Source organism: Duganella sp. GW821-FHT01E12 (assembly GCF_059422325.1).
The window spans coordinates 360,351-377,237 of record NZ_JBWKWR010000005.1 but is presented as its reverse complement, the minus strand read 5'-3'; the positions used below and the strand labels follow the sequence as shown (position 1 = coordinate 377,237).

General features: G+C 64.2%; 18 protein-coding genes. 12 read left to right on the top strand and 6 right to left on the bottom strand.

Annotated features, from left to right (window positions below):
• The first annotated feature begins 321 nt into the window (after window positions 1–321).
• From coxB to AC07WS_RS17435, 6 genes are read left to right on the top strand one after another with little or no spacing between them, the layout of a single operon-like run.
• Window positions 322–1,551 carry a cytochrome c oxidase subunit II gene (coxB, locus tag AC07WS_RS17460; RefSeq protein WP_494730303.1) on the top strand — a complete coding sequence of 410 codons (1,230 nt, stop codon included), beginning with the start codon at window positions 322–324 and terminating at the stop codon, window positions 1,549–1,551.
• A gap of 15 nt (window positions 1,552–1,566) precedes the next feature.
• Window positions 1,567–3,156 (top strand): cytochrome c oxidase subunit I, encoded by a 1,590-nt coding sequence (gene ctaD / locus AC07WS_RS17455; protein WP_161097275.1) that lies wholly within the window; start codon window positions 1,567–1,569, stop codon window positions 3,154–3,156.
• A gap of 2 nt (window positions 3,157–3,158) precedes the next feature.
• On the top strand, window positions 3,159–3,266 hold the full coding sequence (locus AC07WS_RS17450) for a cytochrome oxidase small assembly protein (protein WP_217430623.1): 108 nt from the start codon (window positions 3,159–3,161) through the stop codon (window positions 3,264–3,266).
• A gap of 1 nt (window position 3,267) precedes the next feature.
• A complete protein-coding gene (locus AC07WS_RS17445) occupies window positions 3,268–3,831 on the top strand; it encodes a cytochrome c oxidase assembly protein (RefSeq protein WP_494730302.1) in 564 nt (187 codons plus the stop codon).
• Window positions 3,832–3,842: 11 nt separating this feature from the next.
• Window positions 3,843–4,046 carry a DUF2970 domain-containing protein gene (locus AC07WS_RS17440; protein WP_116992540.1) on the top strand — a complete coding sequence of 68 codons (204 nt, stop codon included), beginning with the start codon at window positions 3,843–3,845 and terminating at the stop codon, window positions 4,044–4,046.
• Between the two features lie 16 nt (window positions 4,047–4,062).
• A complete protein-coding gene (locus AC07WS_RS17435; protein WP_494730301.1) occupies window positions 4,063–4,923 on the top strand; it encodes a cytochrome c oxidase subunit 3 in 861 nt (286 codons plus the stop codon).
• A gap of 82 nt (window positions 4,924–5,005) precedes the next feature.
• Here the strand turns inward: AC07WS_RS17435 and AC07WS_RS17430 are convergent, their stop codons facing one another.
• Complete coding sequence (locus AC07WS_RS17430) at window positions 5,006–5,209, bottom strand: twin transmembrane helix small protein (RefSeq protein WP_117012973.1); 204 nt, start codon at window positions 5,207–5,209, stop codon at window positions 5,006–5,008.
• Between the two features lie 38 nt (window positions 5,210–5,247).
• Between AC07WS_RS17430 and AC07WS_RS17425 the strand changes: the two genes are divergently transcribed.
• Genes AC07WS_RS17425 through AC07WS_RS17400 form a run of 6 tightly spaced genes read left to right on the top strand, consistent with a single transcriptional unit; the run spans window position 5,248 to window position 10,312 of the window.
• Window positions 5,248–5,979, top strand: coding sequence for an SURF1 family protein (locus AC07WS_RS17425; protein ID WP_494730300.1), 732 nt, complete (start codon window positions 5,248–5,250; stop codon window positions 5,977–5,979).
• A complete protein-coding gene (locus AC07WS_RS17420; protein WP_494730299.1) occupies window positions 5,963–6,580 on the top strand; it encodes an SCO family protein in 618 nt (205 codons plus the stop codon). The genes AC07WS_RS17425 and AC07WS_RS17420 overlap by 17 nt, the downstream gene beginning before the upstream one ends.
• Window positions 6,581–6,584: 4 nt before the next feature.
• The gene (locus tag AC07WS_RS17415) at window positions 6,585–7,742 is read left to right on the top strand and encodes a COX15/CtaA family protein (protein ID WP_494730298.1); all 1,158 of its coding nucleotides are present in this window, start codon (window positions 6,585–6,587) and stop codon (window positions 7,740–7,742) included.
• Between the two features lie 29 nt (window positions 7,743–7,771).
• Window positions 7,772–8,665: a heme o synthase gene (gene cyoE, locus AC07WS_RS17410; protein WP_494730297.1), complete on the top strand. Its 894-nt coding sequence runs from the start codon at window positions 7,772–7,774 to the stop codon at window positions 8,663–8,665.
• Window positions 8,665–9,264 (top strand): SCO family protein, encoded by a 600-nt coding sequence (locus AC07WS_RS17405; RefSeq protein WP_494730296.1) that lies wholly within the window; start codon window positions 8,665–8,667, stop codon window positions 9,262–9,264. Before cyoE ends, AC07WS_RS17405 begins: the two co-directional genes overlap by 1 nt.
• Before the next feature lie 10 nt (window positions 9,265–9,274).
• Window positions 9,275–10,312: an AI-2E family transporter gene (locus AC07WS_RS17400; protein ID WP_494730295.1), complete on the top strand. Its 1,038-nt coding sequence runs from the start codon at window positions 9,275–9,277 to the stop codon at window positions 10,310–10,312.
• Here the strand turns inward: AC07WS_RS17400 and AC07WS_RS17395 are convergent.
• From AC07WS_RS17395 to AC07WS_RS17375, 5 genes are all read right to left on the bottom strand, one after another.
• Window positions 10,309–11,109 (bottom strand): substrate-binding periplasmic protein, encoded by an 801-nt coding sequence (locus tag AC07WS_RS17395; RefSeq protein ID WP_494730294.1) that lies wholly within the window; start codon window positions 11,107–11,109, stop codon window positions 10,309–10,311. The two genes, AC07WS_RS17400 and AC07WS_RS17395, sit on opposite strands and share 4 nt — an antisense overlap.
• A gap of 16 nt (window positions 11,110–11,125) precedes the next feature.
• The gene (locus AC07WS_RS17390) at window positions 11,126–12,463 is read right to left on the bottom strand and encodes a hemolysin family protein (protein WP_494730293.1); all 1,338 of its coding nucleotides are present in this window, start codon (window positions 12,461–12,463) and stop codon (window positions 11,126–11,128) included.
• 122 nt (window positions 12,464–12,585) lie between these two features.
• Window positions 12,586–13,416: a hypothetical protein gene (locus tag AC07WS_RS17385; RefSeq protein ID WP_494730292.1), complete on the bottom strand. Its 831-nt coding sequence runs from the start codon at window positions 13,414–13,416 to the stop codon at window positions 12,586–12,588.
• Window positions 13,413–14,978, bottom strand: a complete 1,566-nt coding sequence (locus AC07WS_RS17380; RefSeq protein ID WP_494730291.1) for a hypothetical protein — start codon at window positions 14,976–14,978, stop codon at window positions 13,413–13,415. The genes AC07WS_RS17385 and AC07WS_RS17380 overlap by 4 nt, the downstream gene beginning before the upstream one ends.
• A gap of 12 nt (window positions 14,979–14,990) precedes the next feature.
• Complete coding sequence (locus tag AC07WS_RS17375; RefSeq protein ID WP_494730290.1) at window positions 14,991–16,670, bottom strand: OmpA family protein; 1,680 nt, start codon at window positions 16,668–16,670, stop codon at window positions 14,991–14,993.
• Window positions 16,671–16,887 lie beyond the last annotated feature (217 nt).

Genomic DNA, 16,887 nt, shown 5'->3' with positions numbered 1-16,887 from the left:
TTGTTATATATAATCATTGACTAATTTTGCCAGCAAATCACGTCGCCAGCTATAAACCAGCGAGCGCAGCGATAAGCGGGCAAAGACGAGCACGAACGAGCAGTTGAATTAAGCAGAATCAGGCTTTCGCGTTGTCACTGGGCAGTATCTGGGGATGGCGCGGCAAGCCTCAAGGTCCCGCCGGGGTCGCGTCATGAAGATTTTTTTTCAGACGGGACTGGCATGGGGCCTGAAGTTGTTTAAGGAGCGGCGCCGGTTCAGTTCACCGAAATCCGGAGTCGTTAAAAAAATATTTTAATTTCTTGGGTGGTTGGGGAAAACATGAAACATGCGAAGCGACTTCAATCGTTGATGCTCGGGCTGTCGGTCACGGCGGCAAGTATCCCAGCGTGGGCGGCTGACAAGGCGGCATCCGCGGCAGGCAGCTACACTGCGGCGACCGGCGGCACCGGCGGTCCCACGGCCGGCGAGCTTAATCTGCAACCTCCGGCGACCCAGATCGCTTCAGAAATCTACAGCCTGCACACCTGGATGATGCTGGTCTGCCTGGTCATCTTCGTCGGCGTGTTCGGCGTGATGTTCTACTCCATCTTCAAGCACCGCAAGTCGCTGGGCCACAAGCCGGCCACCTTCCACGAATCGACCGCGGTGGAAATCGCCTGGACCGTCGTGCCCTTCCTGATCGTCATCGGCATGGCGCTGCCCGCCACCCGCACCGTGGTCGGCATGAAGGACACCTCCAACGCCGACATCACCATCAAAGTGACCGGCATGCAGTGGGAATGGGGCTACGACTACCTGAAGGGCGAGGGCGAGGGCATTTCCTTCCTGTCCAAGCTGTCGACCCCGCGCGCGCAAGTGGGCTCGCCCGGCTTCGAGCCGACCGAGAAGCGCGGCGACAACTACCTGATGGAAGTCGACAACGAAGTCGTCGTTCCAGTGAATAAAAAAATCCGCCTGGTCACCACCGCCAACGACGTGATCCACTCGTGGTCCATCCCGGCCTTCGGCGTCAAGCAGGACGCGATCCCCGGCTTCGTGCGCGACACCTGGTTCAAGGCCGAGCACACCGGCACCTATCGCGGCTTCTGCTCCGAATTGTGCGGCAAGGAACACGCTTTCATGCCCATCGTGGTGCGCGTGGTCAGCGACGACGATTACGCGGCCTGGGTCGCGGGCAAGAAAAAAGAAATGGCCGCGCTGGCCGACGATCCCAACAAGACCTGGACCATCGACGAGCTGAAAACCAAGGGCGAAAAAGTCTACTCGTCCAACTGCGTGGTCTGCCACCAGGCCAACGGCAAGGGCGTGCCGGGCGCGTTCGCGCCGCTGGACGGTTCGCCCGTGGTCAACGGTCCCAAGGCGGAACAGATCGACGTTCTGCTGCACGGCAAGAAGACCGGCAAGTATGGCGCTTCGGAAATGCCCGCATGGAAGCAACTGTCGGATACGGATATTGCGGCTGTCATCACCTACACCCGTAACAACTGGTCGAACAAGGCCGCCGAAAACATCGTTCAACCAGCCGAAGTTGTGGCTGCACGTAAGTAATCAGGAGCGTTACAAATGAGCACAAGCACCTTGGATCACGCACACGATCACGATCACGCTCACGACCATCCCCATGGTCTGTCGCGCTGGTTGTTCGCCACCAACCACAAAGACATCGGTACGCTGTACCTGTGGTTCTCCTTCATCATGCTGCTGTCCGGCGGCGTGCTGGCGCTGATGATACGCACCGAGCTGTTCAAGCCGGGCCTGCAGTTCTTCCAGCCCGAGTTCTTCAACCAGCTCACCACCATGCACGGCCTGGTGATGGTGTTCGGCGCCATCATGCCGGCCTTCGTCGGCTTCGCCAACTGGATGATCCCGCTGCAGATCGGCGCGTCCGACATGGCCTTCGCCCGCATGAACAACTTCTCGTTCTGGCTGCTGCCACCGGCGGCCATCCTGCTGGCGACCTCCTTCCTGGTCCCCGGCGGCGCCACCGCGGCCGGCTGGACGCTGTACGCGCCGCTGTCGACCCAGATGGGCCCCGGCATGGACATGGCGATCTTCGCGATGCACCTGATGGGCGCCTCGTCGATCATGGGTTCGATCAACATCATCGTCACCATCCTCAACATGCGCGCGCCCGGCATGACCCTGATGAAAATGCCGATGTTCTGCTGGACCTGGCTGATCACCGCCTACCTGCTGATCGCCGTGATGCCGGTGCTGGCCGGCGCCATCACCATGACGCTGACCGACCGCCACTTCGGCACCTCCTTCTTCAACGCCGCCGGCGGCGGCGACCCGGTCATGTACCAGCACATCTTCTGGTTCTTCGGCCACCCCGAGGTCTACATCATGATTCTGCCGGCCTTCGGCATCGTCTCGCAGATCCTGCCGGCCTTCGCCCGCAAGCAGCTGTTCGGCTACGCCTCGATGGTGTACGCCACCGCCTCGATCGCCATCCTGTCGTTCATCGTCTGGGCCCACCACATGTTCACCACCGGCATGCCGGTGACCTCGCAGCTGTTCTTCATGTACGCGACCATGCTGATCGCCGTGCCGACCGGCGTCAAGGTGTTCAACTGGATCGCCACCATGTGGAAGGGTTCGATGACCTTTGAAACCCCGATGCTGTTCGCCGTGGGCTTCATCTTCGTGTTCACCATCGGCGGCTTCACCGGCCTGATCCTGGCCGTGACCCCGATCGACATCCAGCTGCAGGACACCTACTACGTCGTGGCCCACTTCCACTACGTGCTGGTGGCAGGCTCGCTGTTCGCGCTGTTCGCCGGCTTCTACTACTGGTCGCCGAAGTGGACCGGCCACATGTACAACGAAGCGCTGGGCAAGACCCACTTCTGGCTGTCGCTGATCACCTTCAACATCACCTTCTTCCCGATGCACTTCCTGGGCCTGGCCGGCATGCCGCGCCGCTACGCCGACTACTCGGCGCAGTTCACCGACTTCAACATGATCGCCACCATCGGCGCCTTCGGTTTCGGCCTGTCGCAGGTGTTCTTCCTGTTCTTCGTGATCCTGCCGACCATCCGCGGCGGCAAGAAAGCCGAAGCCAAGCCATGGGACGGCGCCGAGGGCCTGGAGTGGACCGTGCCGTCGCCGGCGCCGTTCCACACCTTTGAAACCCCGCCGCAGTTCAAATGATCATGGGCGAACAGAAAAAGCCGAATAACGCGAGGACCGGCCTGCTGTTGGCCGGCGTGGCCCTGTTCTTTTTCCTGTCCGTGTTCGTCAAGCGGATGTGGCTGAGCTGACGTGAGCGACGACAAGGAAACAGGCGGCTTGAACCGCACCTTGCTGGGCAAGCTGATCGTGGTGGCGGTGTTGATGTTCGGGTTCGCGTACGCGCTCAACCCGTTCTACCGCCAGATCTGCGAGGCGCTGGGCATCAACGTGCTGACCCAGAAGGACGGCACGGTCAGCGTCGACGCCAACACGCAGATCGACCAGACGCGCAGCGTGACGATCGAGTTTGACGGCAACGCGCAGGGCCCGTGGCGTTTCCGCCCCGTGACGCACAGCATGAGCGTGCATCCGGGCGAGCTGGCGACGGTGATGTACGAGGTGGTCAACACCCAGAACCGCGAAGTGAGCGCGCAGGCCATCCCGAGCTACGCGCCGCAAAGCGCGATGCCGCACTTCAAGAAGGTCGAGTGTTTCTGCTTCAAGCAGCAGACCATGAAGCCGAACGAAGCGCGGCAGATGCCGGTGGTGTTCTTCATCGATCCGGCGCTGCCGAAGGACGTGAAGACCATCACGCTGTCGTACACCTTCTTCGAGGTGGGCGGTCTGGACAAACCCAAGACCGCATCCAGGTAAAGGTGGACGCAATGGAAGAAAAGAAAAAGCAGGCGTCGTTCATGTATTCGATGAAAGCGGTGTTCTGGTCGTTTTTCGGCCTGCGCCGCAAGAGCGATTTCGATACCGATTCGGCCAAGCTGAATCCGGTGCACATCATCATCGCGGCCTTGATCGGCGTGGCTTGTTTTATTGGACTGCTGATCACTATCGTTAAGGTTGTAGTTTCAAAATAAATTTAGGGAGATGAAGATGAGTTCACAAAACGCCGCGGCACCGTACTACTTCGTGCCTGGTCCATCCAAATGGCCGCTGATGGCAGGCATGTCCCTGCTGACCACCATGATCGGCGCGTCGGCCTGGGTCAATGACGTCTCGTGGGGCCCGGTCGTGAACCTGGTGGGGCTGGTCGCCATCATTTCGGTGCTGTACTTCTGGTTCGGCGACGCCATCAAGGAATCCGAGGCCGGCCAATACGGCCAGCGCGTCGACCATTCCTACCGCTGGTCGATGGCCTGGTTCATCTTCTCGGAGGTGATGTTCTTCGGCGCCTTCTTCGGCGCGCTGTTCTACGCCCGTTCGATCTCGATGCCGTGGCTGGGCGACCTGGACCACAAATTCATCTGGCCGGACTTCGCCGCGCACTGGGGCAACACCGGCCCGGCCGGCACGGTGCAGGAGTTCAAGACCATGGGTCCGTTCCCCATCCCGACCATCAACACCGCGCTGCTGCTGACCTCGGGCCTGACGCTGACCATCTCGCACCACGCGCTGCGCGCCGGCCACCGCGCGCAGACCGCGTTCTGGCTGTTCGCCACCATCGCCCTGGGCGCGGTCTTCATGGGCTTCCAGGCCTTCGAATACCACCACGCGTACACCGAGCTGAACCTGAAGCTGACCTCGGGCATCTACGGCTCGACCTTCTTCATGCTGACCGGTTTCCACGGCTTCCACGTGACGATGGGCGCGATCATGCTGTCGGTGGTGCTGTACCGCGTGCTGCGCGGCCACTTCACGGCCGACCACCACTTCGCCTTCGAAGGCGCGGCCTGGTACTGGCACTTTGTGGACGTGGTCTGGCTCGGCCTGTACGTGGTCGTGTACTGGCTGTAACAACGCTATAATGCCGCAGCGATGCTGCTGCGGCGCTGAAGAAAAAGCCGCATGCGGGTAGACACCGGATGCGGCTTTTTTATTAGCTTCGGATGCCGGTGGGCTGGATGTAGCCGAGCTTGTAGGCGACCAGCAGCGCGATGAACAGCGCGATCGACAGCCCGACCCGCACCGCCAGTGCGCGCACGGTGTTGTTGCTCTTGCCCTTGTCGCGCATCAGGAAGAAGAACGCGGAAGCCAGGCTGCCGATGATCAGGATGAACGCGATGGCGACAGCAATTTTCATGGCGGGCAGGGGAGTGAATTGATGAAGGTTCCATTGTAATGGGTATTGCGTTCCGTTTTAAACTGATCCCTTTCATGGCGACCGTGCTGGTGGTCAGCCTGGGCATCCAGCTGGGCAACTGGCAGGAGCGCCGCGCCGCGCAAAAGCTGGTGTTGCAGGCCAAGCTGGCCCAGGGCAACGCCAGCGCGCCCGTGGTGCTGGACGGCGCGCCGCTGGCGGCCGAGGCGGTGGAATTCCGCCGCGTTTCCGTCACCGGCGAATTCGTCGCCAACTGGCCGCTGTACCTGGACAACCGCCCGTCGGCCGGCCGCTCCGGGTTTTATCTGCTGATGCCGTTTAAAATCGCGGGATCGGGCATGCACGTGCTGGTGGCGCGCGGCTGGCTGCCGCGCGATCCGGCCGACCGCGCCAAACTGCCGGCCTACGCCACGCCGTCCGGCCCCGTCACGCTGGAGGGCATGGCGCGCATCGACGCCGGCCATGTGATGGAGCTGGGCAAGGCGCCGCCGCTGACGCCCGGCATCATCGTGCAGAACGCCGATCCGCTGCAGGTGGCCAGGGACAGCGGCCTGACCATGCAGCCGTTCGTGATCGAACAGGCCGCGCCGGCCAGGCCGGCCGGCGACGATATGCGCATGGTGCGCGACTGGCCGGCGCCGGCGCTGGGCGTGGAAAAACATCAGGGCTACGCCTTCCAGTGGTACGCACTGTCGGCGATGGCTGTTATCTTCTTTGTGGTGAACGGATTCAGACGTGGAAAACAAAAGTAATCAAGGCCGTGGACGCTGGAAACTGTTGCTGGTGCTGGCCGTGTGCGCCGCGCCGCTGGTGGGTTCCTATCTCACGTATTACGTCATCAAGCCCAAGGGCGGCGTGACCAACTACGGCGCGCTGATCGATCCGCGCGACCATCCGATCCCGGCCATGGCCAGCACCACGCTGGACGGCAAGCCGGCTACGCTGGAGAACTACAAGGGCAAGTGGATCATGCTCAAGGTCGGCCCGTCCGACTGCCAGCAGGATTGCCAGGACCAGCTGTTCGCCATGCGCCAGCTGCGCACCATGCAGGGCAAGGAGATGGAGCGCATCGAGCGCGTGTGGATGATCACCGACGACCAGCCGCTCGACACGCTGCTCATGCGCGTCAACGACGGCACCCGCATGCTGCGTGCGCCGGCCGCCGTCATCGAAAAATGGCTGCCGCTGGAGCAGGCCGCCGGCGACCGCGCGTCCGACCACGTCTACCTGATCGACCCGCTGGGCAACCTGATGATGCGCTTCCCGAAAGGCGCCGTCTCCAGCGACACCGAGAAGGTCAAGAAGGTCCACAAGGACATCAGCAAGCTGCTGAAGGCTTCCGCGATAGGCTGACATCATGCACCTCACTCTCGCCCAAATGGCCGTGACGGCCGTGCTGATCGCGCTGCTGCCGCTGTCGCTGGTGTGGACCTCGTCCGACGCCAACAAATACCGCAAGCTGGTGTGGGTGTGCGTCTTCATCACCTTCGACCTGATCGTGTTCGGCGCCTTCACGCGCCTGACCGACTCCGGCCTGGGCTGCCCGGACTGGCCGGGCTGCTACGGCGCGGCCAATCCCTTCCTGGCCCACGAGCAGATCACGGCGGCCGAGACGCTGCTGCCGACCGGCCCGGTGACCGTGCTCAAGGCGTGGATCGAGATGATCCACCGTTATCTGGCCATGACCATCGGCCTGCTGACCATGGCGCTGATGGCGCAAGCCTGGTACCGCTGGCTCAAGACCCGGCGCACCGAATACGCGCCGGCGCTGCCGACCGCGGCCTTCCTGTGCGTGTGCGTGCAGGGCGCGTTCGGCGCGTGGACCGTCACATTGAAACTGCAGCCGGTGATCGTCACCATCCACCTGCTGCTCGGCATGAGCCTGCTGGCCTTGCTGGCCTGGTTCGGCGGCCGCCAGAACCAGCTGATCGCGCCGGTGCGCACGGTGACGGCCTCGCCGCCGGCGATGCGCAACATCCGCCTGCTGGCGGCCGCCTCGGCCGTGCTGCTGCTGGCGCAGCTGGCGCTGGGCGGCTGGACCAGCACCAACTACGCCACCTTGGCCTGCACCGACTTCCCGCTGTGCGGCGGCAAGCTGGTGCCGGAGATGGACTTCGAACACGGCTTCACCCTGTGGCGCGAGCTGGGCAAGACGGCGGCCGGCCACTACCTGCCGTTCTCCGCGCTGACGGCCATCCACTGGGTGCACCGCAACTTCGGCTTGCTGGTGGCGCTGGTGGCCGGCTACACGGCCTGGCGCGCGTGGGAGCACGCGGCGCTGCACAAGACCGCCCGCCACCTGGCGTTGACGCTGGGCGCGCAGATCGCCACCGGCGTCGCCACCATCTACCTCAGCTTCCCGCTGGCGATCGCGGTGCTGCACAACGCCGGTGCGGCGCTGCTGGTGCTGTTGCTGACCATGTTAAACTACAAGGCTAAGTACCAATACGATCTTGCCAAAAAGGCAGCCTCTGGCGCAGCATCCCCGCATACACCCGCTGCCCGGCAAAAGTAAGCACCACTAGGCACCACTAAGCACCGCTAATGACCACACACACCGCCACCTCCAAACCCGCCAGCCGCGCCTCGCAATACTGGGCGCTGACCAAGCCCCGCGTCACCCAGCTGGCCGTCTTTTGCGCCGTGATCGGCATGTTCCTCGCCAGCGACGGCATGCCGGACTGGCGCCTGCTGGTGGCCGCCACGGTCGGCATCTGGCTGCTGGCCGGCGCCGCCTTCGCGGTCAACTGCCTGGCCGAGCGCGAGATCGACGCCCGCATGGCGCGCACCGCCCGCCGCCCGATGGCCATGGGCGACATCAGCGTCATGCAGACCGTGGTGTTCGCCACCGTCATCGGCGGCGCCGGCATGTGGATACTGTACGCGCTGGTGAACCCGCTGACGATGTGGCTGACCTTCGTCACCTTCGTCGGCTACGCCATCATCTACACCATGATACTCAAGCCGGCCACGCCGCAGAACATCGTCATCGGCGGCCTGTCCGGCGCGATGCCGCCGGCGCTGGGCTGGGCCGCGGTCGCCAACGACGTGCCGATGCAGGCCTGGCTGCTGGTGCTGATCATCTTCGTCTGGACGCCGCCGCACTTCTGGGCGCTGGCCATGTACCGCCGCGACGACTACGCCAAATCCGGCCTGCCAATGCTGCCGGTCACGCACGGCATGCAGTTCACGCAGTTCCACGTCTGGCTGTACTCGATCGCGCTGGCCGCCACCACCTTGCTGCCGTACGCGGTGCACATGAGCGGCCTGATCTACCTGGCCAGCGCCGTCGTGCTGAACGCCGTGTTCCTGCACCACGCCTGGAAAATCTACCGACACTACACCGACCTGATCGCCCGCAAGGCCTTCACCTGGTCGATCATCTACCTGTCGCTGCTGTTCGTGGCGCTGCTGGTGGACCACTACTATAAATTCTGATGAAAAAACTGCTCGCTGTCGGCCTGATGGCCCTGTCCGTATTGCTGGCCGCCTGCGAGCGCAGGCCCGCCGCGCCGCGCCTGGAATTCACCAACACCGACCTGACCGGCCTGCCGTACGCCAAGGACTTCGCGCTGACCGACCACAACGGCAAGCCGCGCACGCTGGTCGACTTCAAGGGCAAGGTCGTGCTGATGTTCTTCGGCTACACCCAGTGCCCGGACGTGTGCCCGACCACGATGGCCGAGATGTCGGCCGCGATGAAGGAGCTGGGCCCGCTGGCCGACCAGGTGCAGGTGCTGTTCGTCACCGTCGACCCCGAGCGCGACACGCAGCAGCTGCTGGCCGAATACGTGCCGGCCTTCGACCAGCGCTTCCTGGGCCTGTACGGCACGGCCGAGCAGACCGCCGCCGTCGGCAAGGAATTCAAGGTGTACTACGCCAAGGTGCCGGGCAAGACGCCGGGCAGCTATTCGATGGACCACACGGCCGCCAGCTATGTGTTCGACAAGCAGGGCAAGATCCGCCTGCTGGTGCGCGGCGGCCAGGGCCCGGCGCCCATCGTGCACGACCTGAAGCTGCTGCTGGCCCAGCCCTGACGGCGCGCGCATGCATCCGCGCTTCCAGCCCTACACCCGGCTCGCCGCCATCGTCCTGCTGGTGATCGGCTGCCTGACCGTGCTGCGGCCCTTCCTGGCCGCCATCCTGTTCGCCGCCGCCATCACCATCTCCAGCTGGCCCTTGTACCTGCGGCTGCTGGCGCGCTGCAAGCAGCGCCGCTGGCTGGCCGCCGCCACCATGAGCGCCGGCCTGACCGTGCTGATCATCGTGCCGCTGGCGCTGGTCACCTGGAACATTGCCGACAATGCCACCGAATTCTATGAACAAATCAAGACCAGCCTGGGCAGCGGCACGCTGCTGCCGCCGGCCTGGCTGAAGGAATTTCCGCTGGTGGGCGAGGCGGCCGACAGCTATCTGCGCAAGCTGCTGGGCAGCCGCGAGGAATTGCTCAACGTCGCCAGAAACCTGCTGGAACCGGCGCGCCGCTTCCTGCTGGGCGGCGGGATGGTGCTGGGCAGCGGCGTGGCGCAGGTCAGCCTGGCGGTGTTCGTCAGCTTCTTCCTGTACCGCGACGGCCAGGCGCTGCTGGCGGCGCTGGCCACCGGCCTGGACAAGCTGATCGGCGAGCAGGGCGCGGCCGTGGCCGACACCGTCAGCCGCACCGTGCGCGGCGTCATGTACGGCCTGCTGGGCACGGCGCTGGCGCAGGCCGGCGTGGCCGCCGTCGGCTTCCTGATCGCCGGCGTGCCGGCCGTGGCGCTGCTGTCGGTGGCGACCTTTTTGTTCTCGCTGATCCCGGTCGGCCCGCCGTTGATCTGGGGCGGCGCGGCGGCCTGGCTGTTCAACGAGGGGCGCACCGGCTGGGGCGTGTTCATGCTGGTGTGGGGCTTCTTCCTGATCAGCGGGGTCGACAACGTCGTCAAGCCCATGCTGATCAGCCGCGGCAGCAGCCTGCCGTTCATCCTGGTGCTGCTGGGCGTGATGGGCGGCGTGCTGGCGTTTGGCTTCGTCGGCCTGTTCATCGGCCCGACCCTGCTGGCCGTGGGCCTGGGCCTGCTGCGCAACTGGACCGGCGCCGAAGTTTAGAAATTGATCATCTGCGCGGCGCGCTCGGCGTCCGTGTGGCGCTCGAAGATGCGGCGCAGCGTGCCGTCCTCGCGCATCGCCCGCACCGCCTGGCGGAAGCGGGCCACAGTGGCCTCGTCGACATTCTGGCGCGACAGCACCAGGCCCGACACCATGTTCTCGCGCGGCGCCCAATCCATCACGCTGTAGGTGCCGGCCAGCTGTTCCTGCTGGACCAGCGGATACCAGCTGGTGGGCGTGGCCATGACCGCGTCCACCCGGCCCAGTTTGAACAGCCGCATCATCGACAGGTGGTCGGGCGTCTCGAACACGCGGCCCTGTTCGCGCAGCTTGGCCAGCCAGGCTTCGTAGGCGCGGCCGTGCTTGTAGCTCTTGACGACGGCAATCTTGTATTGGGGATCGGCCAGGAAACTGTCCATGCCGCGCAGGCGCGCGCTGAGCCCCTTGTGCAGCAGGACGAAATTGCGGCCCACCATATAGGGCACGAAGCGGCCGATTTTCTCGCGCTCCGGCAGCGGAATCGCGGACACCGACATGTCGATGTTGCCGCTGGCAAGCCCGGCCCAGATGCGTACCCTGGAATCGACGCTGACCTCCAGAGTGCAACCGAGCCGGCGGGCCAGCTCGTCGACCACGTCCTTGTCGATGCCGGTCCAGCCGCCGCCGGGGGCGCGGTAGAACAGCGCGCCGTCCTCGTAGAAGGCCACGCGCAGATGGTCGCAACCGCCGCGCGGCGCCGCCGCGCCGTGGATGGCGGGGCAGAGCAGGGCGCAGCAAAGGATCAGGCGGCTCAGCACGGCTACTCCTACCGGTTTAGTCCTGGTCCGCGTTGTCCTCGGTGTCATCCTTGGGAATGACCTTGACCAGCAGGATGCGCGGGCCGTTCATCTTCTTGGCGACGATGTCGAAACCGCGGAAGCTGATGCGTTGTCCCTGTTTCGGGATGTCGCCCAGCTTCAGCATGATCAGGCCGCCCACGGATTCTACCTCTTCCAGGCCCAGCTCTTCGTTTTCGATATCGATGCCCAGTGTGCGCTCCAGCGAGAAGATAGGCAAGCTGGCCTTGCCGACCAGCGTGCCGTCGGGCTGCTTGAGCCAGTCGTTCTCGTTGAGGCGGAACTCGTCGTGGATCTCGCCCACCATCGCGCCGAGCAGGTTGTCGAGCGTGATGAAGCCCAGCGGACGCTTGCCTTTTTCGCCGATCAGCGCGAAGTGCGGCGCGCCGTCGCGGAAGCGGCGGAACTGCTCCAGCGCCGGCGTGCGGGCGGAGATGGTCTCCACCGGCCGCAGGAAGGGCACCAGGTCGGTCACCGGCTTGCCCGACTGCTGGGCGAAGAACAGGTCTTTCAGGTGCACCACGCCCAGCACCGTCTCACCGTCCTTGTCGTAGTAGGGATAGCGGCTGAAACGGTTGCGCAGCATGGTTTGCAGGTTGTCGTTGAGTGGACGGTTGGCGTACAGGCCGATCACCTCGTTGATCGGGCGCATCAGGTCCGACACCGCCAGGTCGCTGAAATCGAGCGAATGGGCCAGGATGTTGCGCTCGTCCTCGTTGAACTTGCCGCCCGGCTGGCTGGTGCGCAGGATCAGCTTGAGCTCGTCGACCGAGTAGTGGCTATCATGGCCGCCCTTGCCGGCCAGGCCGGCCAGGCCTAGCACCATGCCGGCGCTGGCGTTGAGCACCCAGATGAAGGGATACATGGCCCAGTAGAAGCCGTACAACGGCAGCGCGCTCCACAGGCCGATCGCCTCCGGCATGCGGATCGCCAGCGACTTCGGCGCCAGCTCGCCGACCACGATGTGCAGGAAGGAGATCACGCAGAACGCGAACACGAAGGCCACGCCGTGCACCACCTCCGGCGAGCTGACGCCGATGGCATGCAGCAAGGGCTCCAGCAGGCCGGCGAAGGCCGGCTCGCCGACCCAGCCCAGGCCCAGCGAGGCCAGCGTGATGCCCAGCTGGCAGGCCGACAGGTAGGCGTCCAGTTCGCCGTGCACCTTGCCGAGGATGCGGCCCTTGAGCCCCTGCGTCTTGGCGATGGCGCGCACGCGCGTCTTGCGCAGCGTGACGATGCCGAACTCGGCCGCCACGAAGAATCCATTGAGCGCGACCAGGAACACGGCGAGCACGACAAGCAGAAGGTTTTGCATAGGGTCCGGGCGTCGGCCCAGGTAGTGAAAACGGTTATCTTAAACGACAGCGCGCCGATGCACCGCAAAATATGCGGCGCGAGCGGTACGGCGCCGGCCGGGGACCGGCGCCGGGGAGGGGGCTAACGTACCGGATTGAGCAACGCCGGCTGGCCGAATTCCACCAGTTTGGCGTTGGATTTGCTGAAATACTCGCTCCAGAAAGCGTTCAGCGACTGCATGGTCTTGGGATCACGATAGTTCTTGGTGTGGACGGCGTCGTCCGCCAGCAGGCCGGCGCCGATCACGTAGGTGCGCGCGCCGCCGAAGTCGGCCAGCAGGTGGTTGTCTTCCACCGCGCGCATTTCCTTGGCCGGCACCACGTTGCGCACCGACTTGCCCTGCTCGGCGTAGAAGTTAGCGACCGACGAGTTTTCCAGCATGTCGGAGACGATCAGCACCACCTTGTCCTGGGCCGGCGATTGCTTGATGACGCTGGCGATGGACTTCAGGCTGGCGAAGATGTCGGACTTGGCGATGTTGCTGCTCGTGCCCTGGTAGGCGGCGCGCAGCGCCTGGCCGGCCGCCTGCGCGGCCTGCTGAGGCTGGCGTTGCAGGCACAGGTCGAGCCTAGCCAGCGCGGGCTTGCCGATGTCGTTGCGGGCTTCGCCCGGCAGCTGCGCGTCCAGCGTGCCGGCCGCCAACAGCTCGGTGTAGTGCCCTTGCGTGTAGGCCGAGAACACCACCACGCTGAAGCGGTTGCCAGGCGCCAGGAAGGGCTTTATGTTGTTTGCGACCAGTTGTTGCAGCGCCGGGCTGAGTGGCGTGGTCTGGTCGATCACCACCAGCAGCTCGCGCGCCGTCGGCGGAAACGGCGGCAGCGACTTGTCCTGGCAGCCCTGGATGGCGTTGGTGTTGGCCGCCAGCGCGGCGCCGGACAGGCAGAGTTGCAGCAGCAGGGCGCTCCACTTCACAGCAGATCCTCCAGCTCGGCGTTGCGGGCCTGGCGGGCCTTCTCTTCCTTTTGCACTTTCAGTGCGGCGACCACTTCGGCGTTCAGGCTGTCCGGCAGGGCCGCGAGCAGGGCCAGCTTGGCGGGCTTGTCGTCGCCCAGCGCGTTCAGCTGCTGTAGCACCTCGGCGGCCGATCCGGCCTGCGGGGCGGAGGTCGATGCCGGCGCCGCAGCCGGGGCCGCAACCGGTGCCGCGGCTGCAGCCGTAGTGGGCGCCGCAGCTGGCGCGGGCGCTTCGGCATGCGCCTTGACGGCCTGCGCATGATGGCGTTCTTGCTGACGTTCGGCCTGGTCCGCGATCCGGGTTTCCTGGATGTAGTCGCGGAACGTCTTGCTCAGGTGTTGGCCCGAGGTGCCGACATGGCTGTTCTTGGCCATGATCTTTTGCTGCAGCACGGCCAGCCGCGCCTGCGCGGTGTCGGCCACGCGGCGATACGCCTCGCGCACCGCCGTGTAGCTGGAGTAGCGGCCGCCGCCGATGTCGCGGAACGCCTCGGCGCTGTTCTCGCCGGCGAAGCCCCAGCGGTAGCCGAAGATCACGCCCAGCAGCTGCAGGAACACGAACACGAAGGCCAGCACGATGAAGGTGGCCCAGCCGCCGTGGCGGTCGATGTCGGCCTCCTCGACGGCGACCTTCTTGTCCGCGCTGTGGTTGGCGGCGACGTCGGCGTCCGGCAGCGTCACGCCGGGCTTGCTCATGTCCAGGCTGTCGGTGGCGGCCTGGTTGCCGCTGTCGATCTGTTTGTTGACCTGGGTGACGCGCGCCACCAGTTCCTTTTCCAGCACCTGGCCGCGCACATAGGTGGCGGCGCCGGCGATCAGCAGCACGATCACCAGCGTGGCGATCGACACCAGGTAGGTCGGATGGGCCCCCACGCGATTGCACAGCTGCGTGTAGGCGGGCAGGCCGTCGTCGCTGTTCTGCGGGCGCGCCAGCGGAATGGTGCCGGTCGACAGCTTGGACTGGCGCTTGTCCTCCACCCATTCGCGGCGGGCGTTCTTGATGCGGCCGGATTTGTACAGCTCGTGACCGGCGAAGTGGGTGAACGCCACCAGGATCACGGAGATGAGGAAGGCGATGCCGTAGGCGCCGGTCTGCTGCAGGTTCTCGCTGGCGCCGGGAATGGTGTAGCCGGCCAGCACGTAGGAAAAGCCCAGCGCTTCGACAAACACCATCGACACCGTCAGCAGCCAGATCCAGCCGGGCGTGCTGCGGCGGCCGTTGTCGCCGGCCTTGGTCAGGTAGGTGATCTTTTCGTTGAAGTCATGCTCGTCCTGCACGTGCACGAAGTTCTTGTATTCCTGGCACAGCGTGCGCTCGCCGGAGAACCAGCCCGGGTAGGCGACATCTTCGTTGGCGTCGCGCGCCAGCGTGGCGATGCGGCCGACCAGCGGGAAATTGACCCAGGTGTTGAACCACCACCATTTGACCTGCTGCCACAAGATGGCGACGACGGTCAGTGCCAGCAGTACGCTGACGATGCTCCAGGCCAGCGCCGGAGATGTGCTGATAAATTCCTTCATGAGTTCATCCCTTTATTTTTGATATAACGTTGGTTTGAAGTCGGCGGACATGAGCCGCGCGCCGCGCGCGTAAATCAGCCGTCCGCCCTTGGCCGACGCGCCGCCGTCGCTGCCGAACACGACGTCGGCGCAGGACAGGCCGCCTTTGCCGTTGAAGAACATCCGATACAACAAGCCCTTGTTGCCGAGGTAGGTGTTCACTTCGGGGTTGACGGCCAGCGCCGCCGTCGGGTTGGCGTTCTTGGCGGGGTTGTAGTTGGTGTACACCTTGAACTCGGGCAGGTTGGCGGCCGCGCCATTGCTGGCCAGGACCGTCAGCTTGTTCAGCACGATCTGGTGGCCGTTGACCTGTTCGGTCCAGGTCTTGCCATACAGGCCGGGCAGGTATTCGCTGGTGCGGTAGCTCTTGCCGTCCGCCAGGGCCTTTACGCCGTGGGCCACGCGCGGCCGGTCGCGCGAACAGTCGGACATGATGGGCGGCTCGTCGGCGTAGGCGTTGCTGATCAGATGGAACGTGCCGCCGGACTTTGAATTGATCTGGCCGATGTCGACGGCGGCCACGGTGGACAAGGGCGTGCCGCCGAAATCGATGCCGTCGGAGATGGCGGTGGCTGCCGCTGCCGGAGCCGCAGCTGCAACCTTGACTTCCGGCGCCTTGCCGGCAGGTGATGGCATGGCCTTGGCCGGCGCCGGCTTGCTTGCCGGCGCAGCGGCGGGCGTCGCCGCCGCCACGCGTGCGGCCGGCAGCGGCGGCGTTTCGCTACCCCGATAGAATTCGTAGCGCGGCTTGCGCTCCGCCAGGTAGCGGTCGAAATTGGCCGCTCCGGCGATCTCGACAATTTCCACGCGGCGGTTTTGGGCGCGGCCGTCTTCGCTGCCATTGTCGGCGATCGGATAGGCTTCGCCGGCGCCCTGGAAATATAGCGAATCCTTCGGTATGCCGCGTTTTTCCATGTAGGCCGCCACCGCCTGCGCGCGGCGTTCCGACAGGTCGGCATTCAGGCGCGAACTGCCGGTATCGTCGGTATGGCCGATTAACAAGATTTTACGTTGGCTGACCTGGGCAATATAACTGGCCTTTTCCTGCGGATCGCTGATGTTATTGGCGATGATCCTGGCGTTATAAGAATCTGCGATGGCCGAGAAATAGCGCTGAGCCTGTTCGGTTAACTGATCGGAATTGGTTTCGAAATGGCCGCCCTTGCCGGATTGTTCGCGTAGTTCGACCGTCATGCCGACCGCGTTCTTTTTAATGGCGTCGGCATTCGACGAGGCATTCAGCCTGCCGTCGTCGATAACGGCGCCATCGGCGCTGATGGTCGACGTTTTCAGATCCAAATCATATTGTTTTGCGATTCTGGACAGTTCGCAGCGGCGCTGGTCCATATCGCGGCCGATCAGGCCGCCCACGGTGGCGCCGGCCAAAGCGCCTATGACGCGGGCGCTGTTCGAATGCTTGACCTGGTTGCCGAGTATCGCGCCGGCGATGGCGCCGACGGCAATGCCGATATTCCGGGCATTGTTCGAGCATGGATCCTGGCTGGCGAACGTTTGCTGGAACGACGGCTGGCCGGTGCGCGGGTCGGTTGCGCAGCCGCTGGCCACGGTGGTGCAAACTGCCGCGCACAGCAACTTAGCGGTCAGTTGCGGAGAAAGGCGGCGCGGACGGCGCTGCGAGGCGACTGCATTCAAGATAGTCTCCGTTATTGGTTAGGCAAATATGTTGCGTTGAATCAATATAATCGCATATCCGCCGTTGCTTGGCTAATAATTTTTAACTTATGAAAGTTGTTTAATAAAATTAGAAAATATTCTGCAACATATTTGCCCATTTCATCCAGATAATCGGAATTTTCAGTGCTCAATTCTCTCCAAATATAACCATCCATTCACGCGCGAATAATGCTCC